Source organism: Brunnivagina elsteri CCALA 953 (genome assembly GCF_002289455.1).
Taxonomy (GTDB): Bacteria; Cyanobacteriota; Cyanobacteriia; order Cyanobacteriales; family Nostocaceae; genus Brunnivagina; species Brunnivagina elsteri.
Genome location: NZ_NTFS01000118.1, coordinates 1 through 15,998, shown reverse-complemented (window position 1 = coordinate 15,998; position 15,998 = coordinate 1). Strand labels below are relative to the sequence as shown.

10 protein-coding genes are annotated in these 15,998 nt (G+C 39.0%); 2 read left to right on the top strand and 8 right to left on the bottom strand.

Annotated features, from left to right (window positions below):
- Nucleotides 1–243 precede the first annotated feature (243 nt).
- From CK510_RS32760 to pstS, 8 genes are all read right to left on the bottom strand, one after another.
- Nucleotides 244–1,584, bottom strand: a complete 1,341-nt coding sequence (locus CK510_RS32760) for an NYN domain-containing protein (protein ID WP_211293182.1) — start codon at nucleotides 1,582–1,584, stop codon at nucleotides 244–246.
- A gap of 177 nt (nucleotides 1,585–1,761) precedes the next feature.
- A complete protein-coding gene (locus CK510_RS12520; RefSeq protein WP_211293181.1) occupies nucleotides 1,762–4,584 on the bottom strand; it encodes an esterase-like activity of phytase family protein in 2,823 nt (940 codons plus the stop codon).
- Nucleotides 4,585–4,601: 17 nt separating this feature from the next.
- Nucleotides 4,602–4,883, bottom strand: a complete 282-nt coding sequence (locus tag CK510_RS12515; RefSeq protein WP_095722023.1) for a hypothetical protein — start codon at nucleotides 4,881–4,883, stop codon at nucleotides 4,602–4,604.
- A gap of 729 nt (nucleotides 4,884–5,612) precedes the next feature.
- On the bottom strand, nucleotides 5,613–6,569 hold the full coding sequence (locus CK510_RS12510; RefSeq protein ID WP_169927017.1) for a DUF8692 domain-containing protein: 957 nt from the start codon (nucleotides 6,567–6,569) through the stop codon (nucleotides 5,613–5,615).
- 480 nt (nucleotides 6,570–7,049) lie between these two features.
- A complete protein-coding gene (gene pstB / locus CK510_RS12505) occupies nucleotides 7,050–7,838 on the bottom strand; it encodes a phosphate ABC transporter ATP-binding protein PstB (protein WP_095722022.1) in 789 nt (262 codons plus the stop codon).
- A gap of 289 nt (nucleotides 7,839–8,127) precedes the next feature.
- Entirely contained in the window at nucleotides 8,128–9,027 is a 900-nt protein-coding gene (pstA, locus tag CK510_RS12500) for a phosphate ABC transporter permease PstA (protein ID WP_095722021.1), read from the bottom strand.
- Entirely contained in the window at nucleotides 9,024–10,025 is a 1,002-nt protein-coding gene (gene pstC, locus CK510_RS12495) for a phosphate ABC transporter permease subunit PstC (RefSeq protein WP_095722020.1), read from the bottom strand. The genes pstA and pstC overlap by 4 nt, the downstream gene beginning before the upstream one ends.
- Nucleotides 10,026–10,192: 167 nt before the next feature.
- Nucleotides 10,193–11,239 carry a phosphate ABC transporter substrate-binding protein PstS gene (pstS, locus tag CK510_RS12490; RefSeq protein WP_095722019.1) on the bottom strand — a complete coding sequence of 349 codons (1,047 nt, stop codon included), beginning with the start codon at nucleotides 11,237–11,239 and terminating at the stop codon, nucleotides 10,193–10,195.
- A gap of 493 nt (nucleotides 11,240–11,732) precedes the next feature.
- Between pstS and CK510_RS12485 the strand changes: the two genes are divergently transcribed.
- Both CK510_RS12485 and CK510_RS12480 read left to right on the top strand, forming a co-directional pair.
- Entirely contained in the window at nucleotides 11,733–12,689 is a 957-nt protein-coding gene (locus CK510_RS12485; protein ID WP_143289284.1) for a hypothetical protein, read from the top strand.
- 412 nt (nucleotides 12,690–13,101) lie between these two features.
- On the top strand, nucleotides 13,102–15,648 hold the full coding sequence (locus tag CK510_RS12480; protein ID WP_095722017.1) for a two-partner secretion domain-containing protein: 2,547 nt from the start codon (nucleotides 13,102–13,104) through the stop codon (nucleotides 15,646–15,648).
- The last annotated feature ends 350 nt before the right edge of the window (nucleotides 15,649–15,998 follow it).

Below are 15,998 nucleotides of genomic sequence, written 5' to 3'. Positions count from 1 at the left end.
CTATAGCGCTTCTCGTTTGGATGAAATACAATCCAGGGCAAACAACCGTGGGTTCCCCTACAGCACTCTTAATCACAAACTGTATTTAAATCAACTGAGAACCGCTATATATGATTTGGAGATTTTATTTTCTGGAAGTGCGTTAGTAAGCACAAGCAGATTCCCGATTTCTCTAAGAAGTCAGGAATCTAAACCAAGCTCAAATCAAATTTACCGAAAATCTACTCAGTAACTCTTTTTACCTCAATTCTTTTTCCCTTTCTGGGTATCACCATTATTTGACTGTTGAGGCATTTTAAATAATGTTACATATGTCTCAGAATCTTCTGGTAATTGGTGCAGTGCAAACTCTGATTTTGAAATAAAAACATCTTTAACTGTCTTTCCCGGAAGGTGAGAAGACACGACTTGGTTAACACCAATATTATATTTACTGTGGAAGATTTTTGATAACTTTGAGAATTTAATCCATTGATTAGATGTACGAGATTCTTCATCACGAATAATATCTTTGATGTTATTAATAAATTGTTCTATACTTGGTAAAACCGTATGTTCCCAAGTCTTACCACTTTGATTTTCCAAAACAGTCAGACTGCAACCCTGTTTAATCACGCGATATACAGTTAAACCATTTTGCTGAAGATGATTGCACAAATTTGTCATCACATTATCCGACGAACAAACCAAAACCTCTTTGGCATTTGGGAAGCGATCGCAAATTGAGGAGCCAAAAGCTATCATTTTTCCATCGGCATTATCTTTGCCAGAGGGTACGTGAATCAAATCATACCCGCGTTGGTGCAACTCGGCATCTAGTTTACCTTTACGACACCAATTAGCAAAAGCAACTTTAATTTGAATTGGTGAATTACAAATTGTTGTCAAGAATTTTTCTGTTTCTGGATTCAACTGCAGATTTTCGGCATCTAGTAGTAAGACTGTAATCCCAGTTTTAATCCCAGAAGTTGCAGTTACTTTTTCGGTTATATTTTTTAATTGTTTGTTCTTTTCTTGATGTTGAGGATTGGAAGATTGACTCGACTGATTTTCTAACTCAATATTAGCTTGAACATCAACATCTAGTTTTTGATTAACTTTTTCTAGTGCTGGTAATTCTGCTTGCTCACTTATAACACTGGCATTTTCATCTATTTTATTTAAATTTTCTGGCTTTAAATCTTGGCTATTTACAGAATTAACTATCTGATTAACTGGATGTGGAGCAACAACATCATCCCCATTATTACTATCTATATTTGAATTGGGATTTGATGAGATAATTTGACAGTGAAGAAGTAAGTCCATTAGTATTTGTGACTCAAACGACTCAGGAACAAGTAGTGCTTTTAAAAATTTTTGTAACCTTTGCTGGATAGTCGCTGCATTATTAGCAGTAATGAGAACTTCTGCTAGCTTATTTTTTAAACCAGACTGATGGCGATCGCTTCTCCACGGTATGTTTCTATACTTTTCTAGGAGTAAGTGTGGCTGCTGTTCTTGAATCATAACTATAGCTTGGCAGACATCACAGCCAATTTGATTCAACAAAATAGAATTGTCAGTAGTCAAAACAGCACTCATAACTCAAATATATATAGTAGAACATCCCGTCTTAGGTCTTTATTGAAGATTTATCAAAGAACGTAGTTATTTAAGTTATATCTGGCTTAGTCAATGGATGAAATCAGTAAATACGCTGACAAAGATTCCCGGTTTTCTCACAAAGTCGGGAATCTTGGGTTTCAAAATTGGAAAAAACTAGACGATCGTTACAGAACTGATTCTGACATCCTTGAGGGTTGCGAGTAAGTTGCTACCAAAACTAATCAAGGTATCGTTACCATTAATCGCTGTTGATAAAACGCTGTTAGCGACTAAAGTGCTGCCATGACTTATTTGGTCGTTTGCCCCATAACCAATAATAGTTGTGGAGCCTGTTCCAGCATCTAAAATAAACTTGTCGCTGCCGCTACCTGTATACACAGTATCATTCCCAATACCAGCCGAAATCGTATTATTCCCTTCAGCCGCATAAATTAAATCATCACCAGCACCAGTAAAGATAATATCGTCGCCCGCACCTGCGTATACTAAGTTATTGCCGCTACCTACAGAAATGCGGTTTTTACCTTCACCAGCGTAAATGGTGTTATTTCCATTACCCAAGAAGAAAACATCATTAGCTGCACCACCGTAGGCAATATCGTTACCTCCACCAGCAATAAAAATGTTATTACCTTCACTGCCGTAGATGATGTTATTACCTTCACCAGCGTTAAAAAATTCAGCGATCGCACTCCCATAAAGTACATCATCCCCATTCCCTCCATTAATTTGTGTAGTGGGGAGGTTTTGCCCAGCAATCCCAACACGGGGATCGAGGTTAAGGGGTTTATTTAACTCCAGATAGATAATTTCATTATTATCGATCGCAGGAGGACGACCAACTGAGAAGGGGTAGTTATTATCGTTAGCGACAAGGATAGTGTTCTCATCGATAACTAGTACATCTTCGATTGTTTGGAAGGGAAATTTGAATGTGGTGTTACCATCTTTGTTCAAATCGTTGGGATCGGCAATGTTCAATAAATCTACTACTTCTTCCTTTGCAACAAAGTTATTGGCATCTTTGCGAGCAAAGTCAACCTTGTAGATTTTTTTGAATTTCGCTGTATCCCCTTGATTATTATCCCGTTCGATGACGAGATATTCGTTGGCATTAATCACACTCATGTCCCCAATCGCATTGTTGGGACTTTCCATTTTGTAGTAGCCAAGTAAACCCTGAAATTGCCTTGCTGCCAGGTCAAATTCATAAATTCGTAGCGCACCTGGGGGGTCCCCAACTACTGTACCTTCAAGAAAGGGATACAATTTGCTTCTGTCAGGATTAATTGCCATCCCTTCAAAACCTTTAGAACGTTCCAAGTTAGATACTGCACCTGTTCCCAGTACATCGGGATTTTGGGGCGATCGCACAAATGGGGCTACAATTTGGTCGCGTACCAAGTCACCAGTACCGGGAAAGTCGGTAAAATAAGCATCAACACCCAAGTCAATAAACTGACGAAATTCTAATTCCGGGTTGCCGTTGTAGTCTGCGGCTAAATACCGTTCCTCGTTGCGGAAAGTATAGGGATGTACCTGCAAACCCACAGCATGGGCATCTTGGATTAAAGTTGTTGGGGGTAAAGTGGTTTTGTCGGCATCATTGACAGCCCCATCCCCATTAATATCATCAGCTTTGCCATCATTATTGGCATCCACACCTTTTACTGAAACAATCATCCGCTTCCAAGGACCAATCCCGTCAGCGTAGGTAGCAATTTCCTGTAAACCAGCAGGCGATCGCAAGTCTCCATAGGTACGAGAATCCTCATTCACGACAAAATCGTAGGGTTGAACCTCAATTAACGAACCATCCAAACGTACATCTTCGGCATCCAACAACTGTACCAAAGGTAAATCAATCCCGGCTTTCGGCATCAAGATACTATTTAGTTCCTTGAGATTGCTGGTTTCAAAGGATTGAATAAACACCCGTTTTGGGTCAGTAAATCCATTCTTCACCAAGGTATCAATTAATTTTTCTTCCAGGGATAAACCCAACCCATCATGGTAAATAGGATGCTTGGTTTCGGGATAAATACCAATTTTGCGTCCAGTGAGGGTTTCTTCTTGCTTCACCAACTCAATAATTTCATCCAAAGTGGGAATTTCAAACAACCCATTAAAAGCTTGGGAACGGAAACTTTGTGGCATTTTTGCACGGATGGTTTTGAGTTCCGCCAAAGTAAAATCGGAGACAAAAAACCCTTCCTCCGGCACACCATCAACAATTTTCGTGGTTTTACGGCTAGCAAACTCCGGGCGATCGCTAACATCGGTGGTGTTGATAATATTGGGTTCGTGACGAGCTACCAAAACCCCATCTTTGGTAGAAACCAGGTCAGGCTCAATAAAATCAGCACCTCGGTCAATCGCTAATTTATACGATGCCAAAGTGTGTTCTGGTCTTTCACCGCTAGCACCTCGGTGCCCAATTACTAAAGGAGCTTGTCCATTGAGAGTATTCAGTTTGACATAATTTGGTGTGGCGATGGGAGCCTCAAGTAACTTCCCAGTGGCATCAAAATTGAGTAAGTAGGGTCCAAACTCGTCACCAATCCAAATTGTTTGATCATTTGCGATCGCAAATGATTCGATATCTAAATCAGCACCAGTTAAAAAGCGTTGAGTAGTCCCTTTGTTGACAATCTCAAAGGGAATTTTACCATCGGGATCGGCTAGCTGGATAAAGTTACCAACTTGAACGCTACCATCTCCAGAGGCACGAAAATTGGGGTCAATTTGATAAATTCGTAATAAAAAATCCGAACTATTGGTCTTGGCTCCGTAACCATTGTCTGGCATAAACCAGAACTTATCATTGCCAGCAAACTGGACAGCACTAAATCCCTGTACTGGTTGTCCCGAAAAGGGACCTGTGCGACCATTTGCAGAGATATCTTTACCCGATTCAGGTCCATTCGCAAATGTATCGGCAGGAAGGGAAGCGAAACCTTTGAGTGTAGTTGCCATAATCAGTATTTAAGTATTTAAGGTAGTGCGGTACTGGAAATATCTGTAACTGATGTGTTACTGAGTTTGTGGTTGATAAAAACTAGATTCTTGTCTCCGAGTTGGTAAATCCCCATGCCATCAGGAATTCCAGTGAATGCAAATGTTTTCGTTGCGCTAGCTGTAAAGTTGGAAAAATCTCCTTCTAACAAAGGAACTTCGTCACCAAGTGTCAACAGTGGAATTGTCTCGTAATAATTACCACCAGGGGTATTGACAACGTAGGGCTGTACATTACTTTGTCCGTTAACGATAACCACGTATATCCTCTACTTGTATATTCTGTTAGTTAGCTAACTACAAAAATGCGGAAATCGTCGTCAAGAGCGATCGCAAATAACTCTTCACAGGTAAATCACAGGACTGACACGCTATTCTATTAGTTCAGAAACCTAGTTTATTTTTGTTGTTATGGTGCTAAAGATCAGAATTTCCGCTAAAAATTGGGTTTCTGTACGTAAGTATTTTGTTAGCAATATTTACCTGTGAGAGTTTTGTCAAACACAAAATTTACTGGACTTATAGAAAAAAGAGATACTTATACCTATAGTTTTACACGCAAAAGGTTAAGTAAAAGACAATCTATGATTAAGGTCTAAATAAGTATTTATAGGTGGGTGGGAAAATTTATAACTGTGTCATTGCGTAGCTTGCTACTTACAGAAGCCACTACCCTAAGGGGCAGGGCTGATTCATCCCCTAAAACACTTTAAAAATCAAGGGTTATAGCAATTTAACACTGGTTATTTTGTTACCAGCGTGTCGAGAAAACGAACAAAATTACGGCTACGTGAGTGCTTAAAAGTTCATTTAATCGTCACACTTACTTAGACATTTATCGCTAACTATCTTGACAAATCCTGTTTAAAAGGGAACGAAACAGCCCTGCCCTAAGGGGAACGCTAAGAGCGAACGTGTCTACTCCGTTTCGGAGCATGGAGCGAAGAGAAGTGAAGCATCGCTGTATTGTTTGCGATCGCTTACAATTATTAATTGAATAACCTCAACTTTTTACTAGGTATCTGAATTTTAAAAATGACTCCTTTTCCGTAGTAACTAATGTGGGAGAAAAGACCATAAATAAATATAGCAATTCCTAGCATTTCTAAGAACTCTTCTAAGGTAACTTCAATTAAATAAGGCATAAAGCCTAATTTATTATCAACTATGTAACCACCAACTAGCTCGCAACCAATACAACCAGCTATATAAATAGCTCCAGCTATTAAAAAATTACTTCGGGTTTTTTGAGGCAGATTTATAATAAACTTCAAAAATACTAGGAATAAAATTAATACCCCAATACTACCGGGGATAACCCAAGCAAAGGATAAAAAACCCTTGGTATTAAATAAGGTCTTCATTGGTTCTATCATGTGTTCATGCACGCTTACTAGTTCATCAAAAAATAGAAATGAAAATGTAATCGATAGCCATTTCCAATAAGAAGTATAGAAATCCTGTTGACTATTTTTCATATAAGCGATAAAGCCAAGAATTATGGCAGCAAACAGCAATGCAAATGATGAATATACTGAAGGAAAATTCAATTCCTCATCAAGATTAAACAGCAGAGCTAAACCATCCCGTAAAAAGAAATCAGGAGCAAATCTCTGAACAAGTTGCGTTATGAGAAAAGTGGAGACAAGAAAACATATAATTCTCAGCATAATTCCGAAAACTTGTTTAGCGGAAATGCTAATATCAAAATTATTCGGGTTATAAGTATCATTTTTTGTCTCCGAAAACATGAAATTTTCTTTGAGATAAATTATTGTTTCCGGTTTCACCAAACCTTGTTCTACTAAAACTTCTTCTAGGTGCTTTCCATGTACCTGATGTTGCTTTACAGCTTGGTGTAATTGTTCTTCACTAATAAGTCCAGCTTTTACCAAGCTTTGCGAAAATACTTCTTCTCTATTTCTATTGTTTTCTATTATTTCCATCAAATGCTACCTTACGATTGAGATGAAAATGAGAAGGTAGATGTGGGTAAAATCTTGGTTTTTACTTGCTCGCGATCGCACTACTGTAATATCCCCAAAATAGGGATGTTCCCAGTTCAAAATCAAACAAACAGACAGTAGAAACTTGCGATCGCGTAATCGCATTAATAAAACCCAAGTAGAAAAATGAAACTATCTCGATTATGCCCTGGTTAAGAGGAGATTATATTCTAGATTCAAATAACTAAACCGAACATTATAATTTTTTCATTTGCCATTCATCAAAGCTTTATATAAAAGTGGTAGTAGTCGTGGTAACCAGAGACGAGTGAGAGATATTTTTGTTTGATGGAAAATAAAAAAAACCCGGTTTCAAGTGAAACCGAGCTTCTTGTTGTAGAAATAATTGAAAACGAGTGGTGAAGAGCGAATCTATTTGTCGGAAATTGACACGAAACAAAAGCAATATACTCAGAATAATTAACCAAAACGTCCAGCGACATAATCACGGGTACGTTGATCGAGAGGATTGTTAAAAACTTGGGCAGTAGCACCAAATTCAATCATTTGACCAATGCGACTTTCATCGGTGCTGAAGAATGCGGTAAAGTCGGAAACACGTACAGCTTGCTGCATGTTGTGAGTCACGATCGCAATTGTGAATTTTTCCCGCAAAGTATGAATCAACTCCTCGACTTTCATCGTAGCGATGGGATCGAGTGCCGAACAGGGTTCATCCATCAACAAAAGTCTGGGTTTGACTGCGATCGCACGGGCAATACACAAACGTTGCTGTTGACCACCAGAAAGCCCTAAAGCCGATTTATTCAGCTTATCTTTGACTTCATCCCAGAGTGCAGCACCTCGAATCGCATTTTCTACGATTTCGTCGAGTTGACGTTTGGGTACATACCCAGCAATCCGCAAACCATAGGCAACATTATCGTAAACGCTCATCGGAAATAGGTTCGGCTTTTGGAAAACCATTCCGATTTGACGACGCAGACGATTTAAGTTGATTTTGCGATCATAGATATTTTGACCTGCAAATTCAACGCTTCCCTCAACTTTTACATCACCTTCCAATTCGCTGATGCGATTGATGGTTTTGATAAAGGTTGATTTACCACAACCACTAGGACCAATAATTGCGGTCACTTGGTTTTGGTAAATATCCATTGAAATATTCTCAATGGCAGGTTTAGTGCTTTTTGCACCGTAAAAAAACGTGAGATTTTTGACTTTAATAGCTGGAATTAATTTATTCATGTTTGCCCACAATGTCCGACAAAAATTAGCAACACCACAGGATAATTGTAACCGTTCAGGGGGTGCTTAAATCGTTCCAAACTCTTTACCAAGATACCTTTGGGGCTAAAAACCTGAGAATGAAGATTCTCGATAAAAGCCTTAAAATACTACATTCTTGACACTAATAGAAAACCAATCGCTTTGAAACAGCCTTAAAACCGTACTTATACCCCCGTGAACGGTTACGGATAATTCGTTGTTCTGAATCTCAAGTTATTTACAGATTGCAGATGGGGAAGTAAGCTTTTTAATTTGTTTTCTTTCTGCTGGTAATTGCGCGAGAAAGCAGACTGATGCATAGAACCAACCCAAGTAAAACAATTGAGGTAGTCCAGACTAATTGATTTTTTTCGGGCGACGGGTCGTTATAGAGGTTGTAAATTAGTACTGGTAAGGAAGCGGTTGGGCTTAGTAAGTCCTCCGACCATTCCTGACTAAATAAAGCTGTGAAAATTAGAGGTGCTGTTTCACCAGCAGCACGGGCGACTGCTAGTAAAACACCAGTAGTAATACCAGGTATCGCCGCCGCAAAAACAACACGAAACGTTGTTTGAAAGCGAGTACCACCTAAAGCCGCAGAAGCAAGACGTTGTTCTTTAGGTATCAATTTTAAAGCTTCTTCGGTGGTGAGGGCAATTACAGGCAACATGATAATGGATAGGGCAAAACCGCCAGCAACAGCACTAAAGGATTTTCCTTCAAATACGTGCTTAGTAAATAATACCACAACCCCATAAGCAAATATACCAACAACAATCGAAGGTACACCTGTCAAAATCGTGGTGATAAAACGGACGAATTTCGCGATCGGGTTATCTATGCCAAATTCAGCCAGAAAGATTCCTGTCAAAACCCCAATGGGAATACTTAACAGCGAACCAATTGCCACCATTACAGCTGTACCAACAAGAGCATTGGCAATCCCATCATCAATTACTGCTGTCACAAACATAGCTGGTCTTAACCCGGAGAATCCCCGTTCTAAAATCACCCATAAAATTGACAGCAAAGGTACGATCGCCAAAAAACTAAAACCGAAGGCTAACCCGTTCATAATATACGTGAACAGTCGCCTTCCTGTCGGTAAAGGGCTGCACAATTGCTCTACTAATACTGGATCAATTTCTAACTGTTGATTCCCGCTCATTTGGTTTTTACCCCCAGCCACTGGACTAAAAAGTTAGCAGCAATATTTACAGCCAGAGTGAGAGCGAATAATATTAATGCTAAATAGGTCAAAGAACCTGTGTGCAATTCACTCGCAGCTTCCGCAAATTCATTTGCCAAGACCGAAGGAATTGTATAGGCAGGTGCTAGCAAAGAAGCGCTGATTTGAGCTGAGTTGCCAATTAACAGGGTTACAGCCATTGTTTCACCCAGAGCGCGTCCCAAAGCCAACATCGTCGCACTAATAATTCCCGAAAAAGCAGTTGGTATCAGGACTCGGAAAACTGTTTCCCAACGAGTACTACCTAGAGCCATTGATGCACTGCGTAATTCTTTGGGTACAACTAATAAAACATCTCTGGATATTGCTGCCAATGTTGGCAAAATCATGATAGCTAGAACAATACCAGCAGTCAGCATGTTATAGCCTGCTGGACTCTCGGTATTAAATAAAGGGATCCAGCCCAGTATCTTATATAAACCTTCTTGAAACCATAGGGTTGCTGGCACAAATACAAAAAATCCCCACAGTCCAACAATGATACTGGGGATAGCAGCAATTAACTCAACAACAAATGCGAATCCGTTACGTACAGAGCGTGGTAGAAAATTTTCGCTCGTAATCAAGGCAACTGCAACACCAATAGGGAAAGCAAACAAAATCGCGATCGCACTACTCACCAAAGTCCCATAGATATAGGGTAAGGCTCCGAACAAATCGTTACCCGTATCCCATTCCTGACTAAATAGAAATCCCAATCCAAACTTTGCGATCGCTGGTTTAGCCTGCTGGAAAACAATCCAAGTCATCCAAAACAGCACCCCAACAGTAATCGCTGCAAAAATGTAAACAAACCATGTAAAAGCTTGATTACTCCAGTAATTTCTTCCACCGGTAACTGTTAGGTCGAGATTTGCATCACTGAAATTAGATTGATGCGAAGATTTTTGTGAGGCTGGTTCTGGTGAATTTGTCATTACAATTCCAGAAAGTAAACTGTTTACATACAAGCAAGGTGGGCATTGCCCACCTTGATTTATAAATTGAATCGATTAGTTAGTCAAAATAGACATTAACCGAATTTAATAGAAGTCTTGTAGAGACTTAGCATTGCTAAGTCTCTACATTTTATTTAGTTAACCAATTACTTAACAGTGCTATTAACTGTTTGTAATACTCTGTTAACAACAGCTTTGGGAATCGAGGTGTAGTTAAGGTCATCGTTAAATTGCTGACCATCTGTGAGTGCCCAGTTCACAAATTTCTTAACCGCATCAGCTTTTGCAGCATTAGGATAGTTTTTGTACACCATAATCCAGGTCAAACCAACAATAGGATAACCTTGGCTGGGGTCGCCAACAAATACACGATAGTTGGCAGGGAATTGAACAGTTGATAATGCGGCATTTGCAGCCTGCAACGAAGGAGCAACGAATTGCCCTTGTTTGTTTTGAATTTGCGCTGCATTCAATCTATTTGATTTAGCAAAAGAATCTTCAACGTAGCCAATTGAACCTTGGGTACGCGATACTAAATTCGCGACACCAGGGTTTCCTTTTCCTTTGAGAATATTAGAAAGTCCTACCCATTTAGGAGCAGTATTGGCACCAACTCTACCTTTAAAATAAGCACTAATTGCACTTAAGTGGTTTGTAAAAATAAAGGTTGTACCGCTACCATCGGAACGGACAACTGCTTTAATTGGGGTGTTAGGTAAGTTAACACCAGGGTTATCAGCTTTGATTTGAGCGTCGCTCCAATTGGTAATTTGACCGGAGAAAATTGCAGGTAAGGTTTTGCGAGATAATCTCAAGTTCTTAACACCAGGAATATTATGAACAACCGCAACCGCACCACCAGCTGTTGGCACGAGGATTACACCTCTTTTCACTTTCGCAATATCAGCGTCGGTCATTGCTGCATCACTAGCACCAAAGTCTACGGTACCAGCAATTGTTTGTCTAATACCACCACCACTACCAATTGCTTGGTAGTTGATTTTAATATTGGGGAGTTTCTTTTTGATCTCACGAGCGTAGCGTTCGTAAAGTGGAGCGGGGAAAGTTGCACCAGCTCCATTCAGAGTTTGAGCTTGTTGAGCAACTGCTCCCAGCATTGGAACAAATGCAACAGTTGCTGCCACTACTGAAGTAGTAACTACACGATTGAAAACGGTGGTAGAAAATTTCATATTACCTTGTACCTAAGGAGTATTTTCCTGTTGGAGTCACAGCCATTGATAAGGTACTACTTAGATGGTTAAGGGATGGTTACAAAATCATAAACAAGAGATTAAACTATGTTTAAAATATTCTTTTTCTTATTCTTTTTATAAATGTTTTTATCTACACAAAATTATATGTTACTATTCATATTTTAATTGCTTTTTAAAGATTATTTCCAGTTATTTTAATTGTGAAATATCGCCTATTACTAAAGACATACTTTTGCTAAAATAACTGTAAAGCAAGGAATTGGCTGCATTTTTACCATTAAGTATTTTCTCTTATGAATGTGCGAAATAACCGTTGAAATACTTGAGTAATTAATCGCAAGTAGCCAAATAAATGAGCAAAAATAATCTTCCCAGAAAACTACTATCGTCTCTTCACAAATTATCTCCTAAGACTATATTAGTTTTGATAATTTTATGTGAGGTAATGTTATTAATTGCGCTTTTTTTATTGTTAAACAAAAAAGAACAACTAAATAAAGCAAAAGAACTAGACGCATCTACGAACTCATTTACAAATACTTCAGGTGGACAATCTAGCGAGTTATTTAGCGAAGATAGAACCCTAATTAAGCAGAGATTACCAATAATTTCTACAAATCCAGAGAGCGATCGCACATTCATTACCAAATTACCTGGTTTGCCTCCCAGTATCACAGCACAAACAAGAGAGAATTTACCTCCAATTCCACTCCCTGTTCCATCTCCAAGTCGTTTACCACTTCCCCCTGCTCCTACTTCTGTTCCCATTCCTTCTGTTCCTTCCTTATCTACTCTTCCTACCAAAAAGAATCCAATCAAGAAAGATACAAGTTTACCAACTCAGAAAAAAATAATTCCCGCAACATATGTAAGTCCAAAAGTCAACTCTGTAAATACTAAGAAAGATAGGACTAATTCACCTCAGAAATCTCAAAATACGATATCCAAACCAGTAGATAGCAAAACTCCCCAGCCAAAAGTTTCTCCTTCCCCCACTACAAAACCAACTGTAACTCCAACTACAAAACCAACTACAAAACCAACTACAACACCAACCGCAACACCAACTACAACACCAGTTGAAGAAAAACTATTAGACGATATTTTTGTGAAACTTAAAACCGAAATTGAATTTACAGAGGATTCAAATTTTTCTGGTTGGGAAAAATTTGCAGGTTCAATTCCAGGTTTGAAAAAGACTATAGGTACAGTTGCAAAAAAAAATCCTCTAGAATTAGCGTTGATATTAAAGAAACAATTGGAGACGAAAGGTTTCCAAGTATCACAAATAAATACCTATGCCGATGGGTTTGTTTATGAAGTCAAAAAGGCTAAATTTACAGAATATATAACTTTGACACCAGATGTAGAAAAAAAAGGAACAATTATTGTTACTTGGATAAATCCTCCAACTGATTCAATATAATTTGTGAAGACTTACCCACAAAATTAGGTTTCTACGAATGATAGTATTCGTAGGGCGCGTTAACGCTTCGTGTAACGCACCATTATTAAATATTTGTTACACTACTCTATCTTTGAGGATATTGACTTTTTGAAAAATCCCGCGAATTGGTACGCAAGGGTTTGAGCTTTTCGGAATCTATCTTAGGAATCTGAATTGATTGTGTAGATTTATGTTGGGTTACGCACTCGCTGACACCCAACCTACAATATATTATACTAGACTATACTACTCCGTCGAAGCAATCTACCTATTTGCGATCGCTTGCCCATTTCATCTAGCTCCGATAAGATTTAAGCAGAGTGTTTTGTTTGATTTTTTTGAGTAAAGGGCTGATAATTCCTGAGTATAAATTAATGCTAGTGTTCTCGGAATGGTAATTTACATGGGTCTGGTGAAGAAAACAGCTAAGTACAAGTTATTGCTTTTATACTCAAATTTTTCTGTATTCTTAGGAATTTCCCATGTCTGCGCTCAAATAATTCCCGATCGCACTTTACCAACAAATTCTACAGTTACCGAAACAAGCAATACCAGCGTGATTAATGGGGGAACCCAAGTCGGAGGGAATCTTTTTCATAGCTTTGAGCGTTTTGATATTCCCACCAATACCGAAGCAATTTTTAACAATCCTACCAGCATCCAAAATATTTTGACACGGGTTACGGGTACTAATACTTCCCAAATAAATGGAGTAATCTCAAGCTTTGGTGGAGCAAATCTATTTTTGATTAATCCTAACGGGATTATTTTTGGTGAAAATGCCCGTCTAAATATCGGTGGTTCGTTTGTTGCCAGTAGTGCCAATAGTATTAAATTTGCCGATGGCAGTAACTTTAGTACTGTAACCTCCCCAACAACTCCACTTCTAACTATCACAGCACCAATTGGTTTGGGTTTTGGGAATATACCTGGTGCGATCGCGGTTCAAGGTAGTGGACATGATTTAACTGTTACTCGTGCGGTTACTACACCTCTGAATCGTACTAATAATAAGACTGGTTTACAAGTTAGTTTAGGGAAAACCCTGGGTTTGATTGGTGGCAACATTGCTTTGAACGGTGGAAAATTAACCGCAGCTTCTGGACATGTTGAATTAGGAAGTGTGGATAGTTTCAGTGAAGTTACGATTAATCCTAGTGCGACTGGATTTAGCTTTGGCTATGGGGAAACAAAAGGTTTTGATGACATCGAGCTATACTCGCGATCGCTTGTGGATGTTAGTGGAACTAATGCTGGTTCGATTCAAGTATTTGCTCGTCAAGTTAGCATCAATGATGGTTCAATTTTGTGGATACAGAATCGAGGCACTCAGCGTGCAGGTAATATTGACGTTTCTGCAAGCGATCGCTTGACATTAACTGGCACTACATCGGATGGCAAAATTGGCAGTAGTTTAGTTAACGAAACCATACAATCAGGAGGTAGTGGAGATGTAAATGTGACTACACAGCGATTAGAAATACGGCAAGGAAGTTCGATAACTAGTAAAACTTTTAATTTAGGTACGAGTGGAAATATAAATATTAATGCTGGAGAATCGATTCGTGTCAGCGATTTTTCCCCAATTGATACAGCCAGAACATCTAATATTATTGCTTTGACTGTATCTACGGGAAATGCTGGGGATGTCAGTGTTAATACTAAGAACTTATCTCTATTTGATGGTAGTAGTGTAGCTTCTTTTACGCAAACAGGTAGTGGTTCTAGCGGTGGCGTTTTCGTAAAAGCCGAAAATATAGAGATATCTGGTGTTGCACCACAGGGAGATAGGAGTACGATTTCTTCTTCTAGTTTGAGTTCGGGTAATGCTGGTCGAGTTAATATCGATACAGCTAATTTGAGTGTTACAAATGGGGGTTCGATATCGTCTTCGGGTTTTAGTAGTGGTTCCGCAGGAAGCGTGACTATTAATGCTTCCGATTTCGTAGATGTTCATGGAAAATCGGGAGAAACGATAAGCGAAATTCGTTCGGCAATTCGAGTTTTCAATTCCGAACCAGTGCGAAGGTTGCTAGGATTACCAGATATTCCCCAAGGAAAAGCAGGAGACGTGGAGATTAATGCGCGATCGCTTAATATTTCCGATGGGGCAAGGGGAAGTGTGGAAAATCTGGGTATCGGTGATGGTGGAACCCTGAGAATTAACAGCAATTTACTCATGCTCAAGGACAAAGCAAGTATTACAGCGAACACAAAATCGGGTGTGGGAGGGAATATTTTAATTCAATCCCAAGGTATCCAAATGCTTGACAATAGTAACATTACGGCTACAGCACAAGGAAATGCAGGGAATGGCGGTAATATTTCAATTGATACTAGTACATTAGTAGCTGTGGGTAATAGTGATATTTCTGCTAATGCTCAAAATAGTAGTGGGGGGAGAGTAGTTATTAATGCAACGGGTATTTTCGGAACTCAATTTCGCCCATTTTTGACACCTGAAAGTGATATTACCGCAAGTTCCGCAGCTGGTGCAAATGGTGTGGTTGATATCAACTCATTTTATTTCGATTCAAATCTGGTAATTGTTGAGTTACCGGAAACAGTTAGACAAATTTCTGAAGAAATTACTACTGGATGTAAAGCATCGGATCAAAATAAGTTTATCATCACAGGTCGAGGGGGATTACCAGAAGACCCCACAACTGTTCTTAGAGGTGAAACTATTTGGTCAGATTTGCGAATTCCTAACAGAATATCATTAGAAAATAAAAAACCTGCAAATAGCCTACCAGAAAATAAAAAACCTATATCAATTCCGGATACATCATTAAATATTGTCGAAGCGAATGGTTGGATAACTGATGCACAAGGAAGAATCAATTTAATTGTACAAACTAATCCAAAAATGCTAATTCCAGATTGGCGATCAAATTCTAGCTGTAGTAGTTTCCATCACAATTCCCATGACAGTTAAATCATATTACTTTTTAATGGGAGCTAACTAGCTAATACAGCACGACGCAAGTAAACCGACTATTGTGAATACCAAACCCGTCAGAGCCAGAGTCAGAGGTTATAAACCTCTGTCTAATAGCGAAAGTCCTCTAAAAGAGGACTAAATTCAAGCCCTAAAAGGTAGGCATATTTACGCCAAGCTCTACTAGTTGCCAAGAAGAGGCAACTACTAACTACGTATATACAGAAGTCTGATTTCCTCTAATATCTCGGAATGACCCCCCTTAATCCCCAGGGCTGATTCATCCCCTAAAACACTTTAAAAATCAAGGGTTCTAGCAATTTAACACTGGTTATTTTGTTACCAGC

Bases quoted from the DNA above. Each gene is read 5' to 3' on its own strand.
- CK510_RS32760 (WP_211293182.1), bottom strand. From the start codon at position 1,584: ATGAGTGCTGTTTTGACTACTGACAATTCTATTTTGTTGAATCAAATT.
- CK510_RS12520 (WP_211293181.1), bottom strand. From the start codon at position 4,584: ATGGCAACTACACTCAAAGGTTTCGCTTCCCTTCCTGCCGATACATTT.
- CK510_RS12510 (WP_169927017.1), bottom strand. From the start codon at position 6,569: ATGGAAATAATAGAAAACAATAGAAATAGAGAAGAAGTATTTTCGCAA.
- pstB (WP_095722022.1), bottom strand. From the start codon at position 7,838: ATGAATAAATTAATTCCAGCTATTAAAGTCAAAAATCTCACGTTTTTT.
- pstA (WP_095722021.1), bottom strand. From the start codon at position 9,027: ATGAGCGGGAATCAACAGTTAGAAATTGATCCAGTATTAGTAGAGCAA.
- pstC (WP_095722020.1), bottom strand. From the start codon at position 10,025: ATGACAAATTCACCAGAACCAGCCTCACAAAAATCTTCGCATCAATCT.
- pstS (WP_095722019.1), bottom strand. From the start codon at position 11,239: ATGAAATTTTCTACCACCGTTTTCAATCGTGTAGTTACTACTTCAGTA.
- CK510_RS12480 (WP_095722017.1), top strand. From the start codon at position 13,102: ATGGTAATTTACATGGGTCTGGTGAAGAAAACAGCTAAGTACAAGTTA.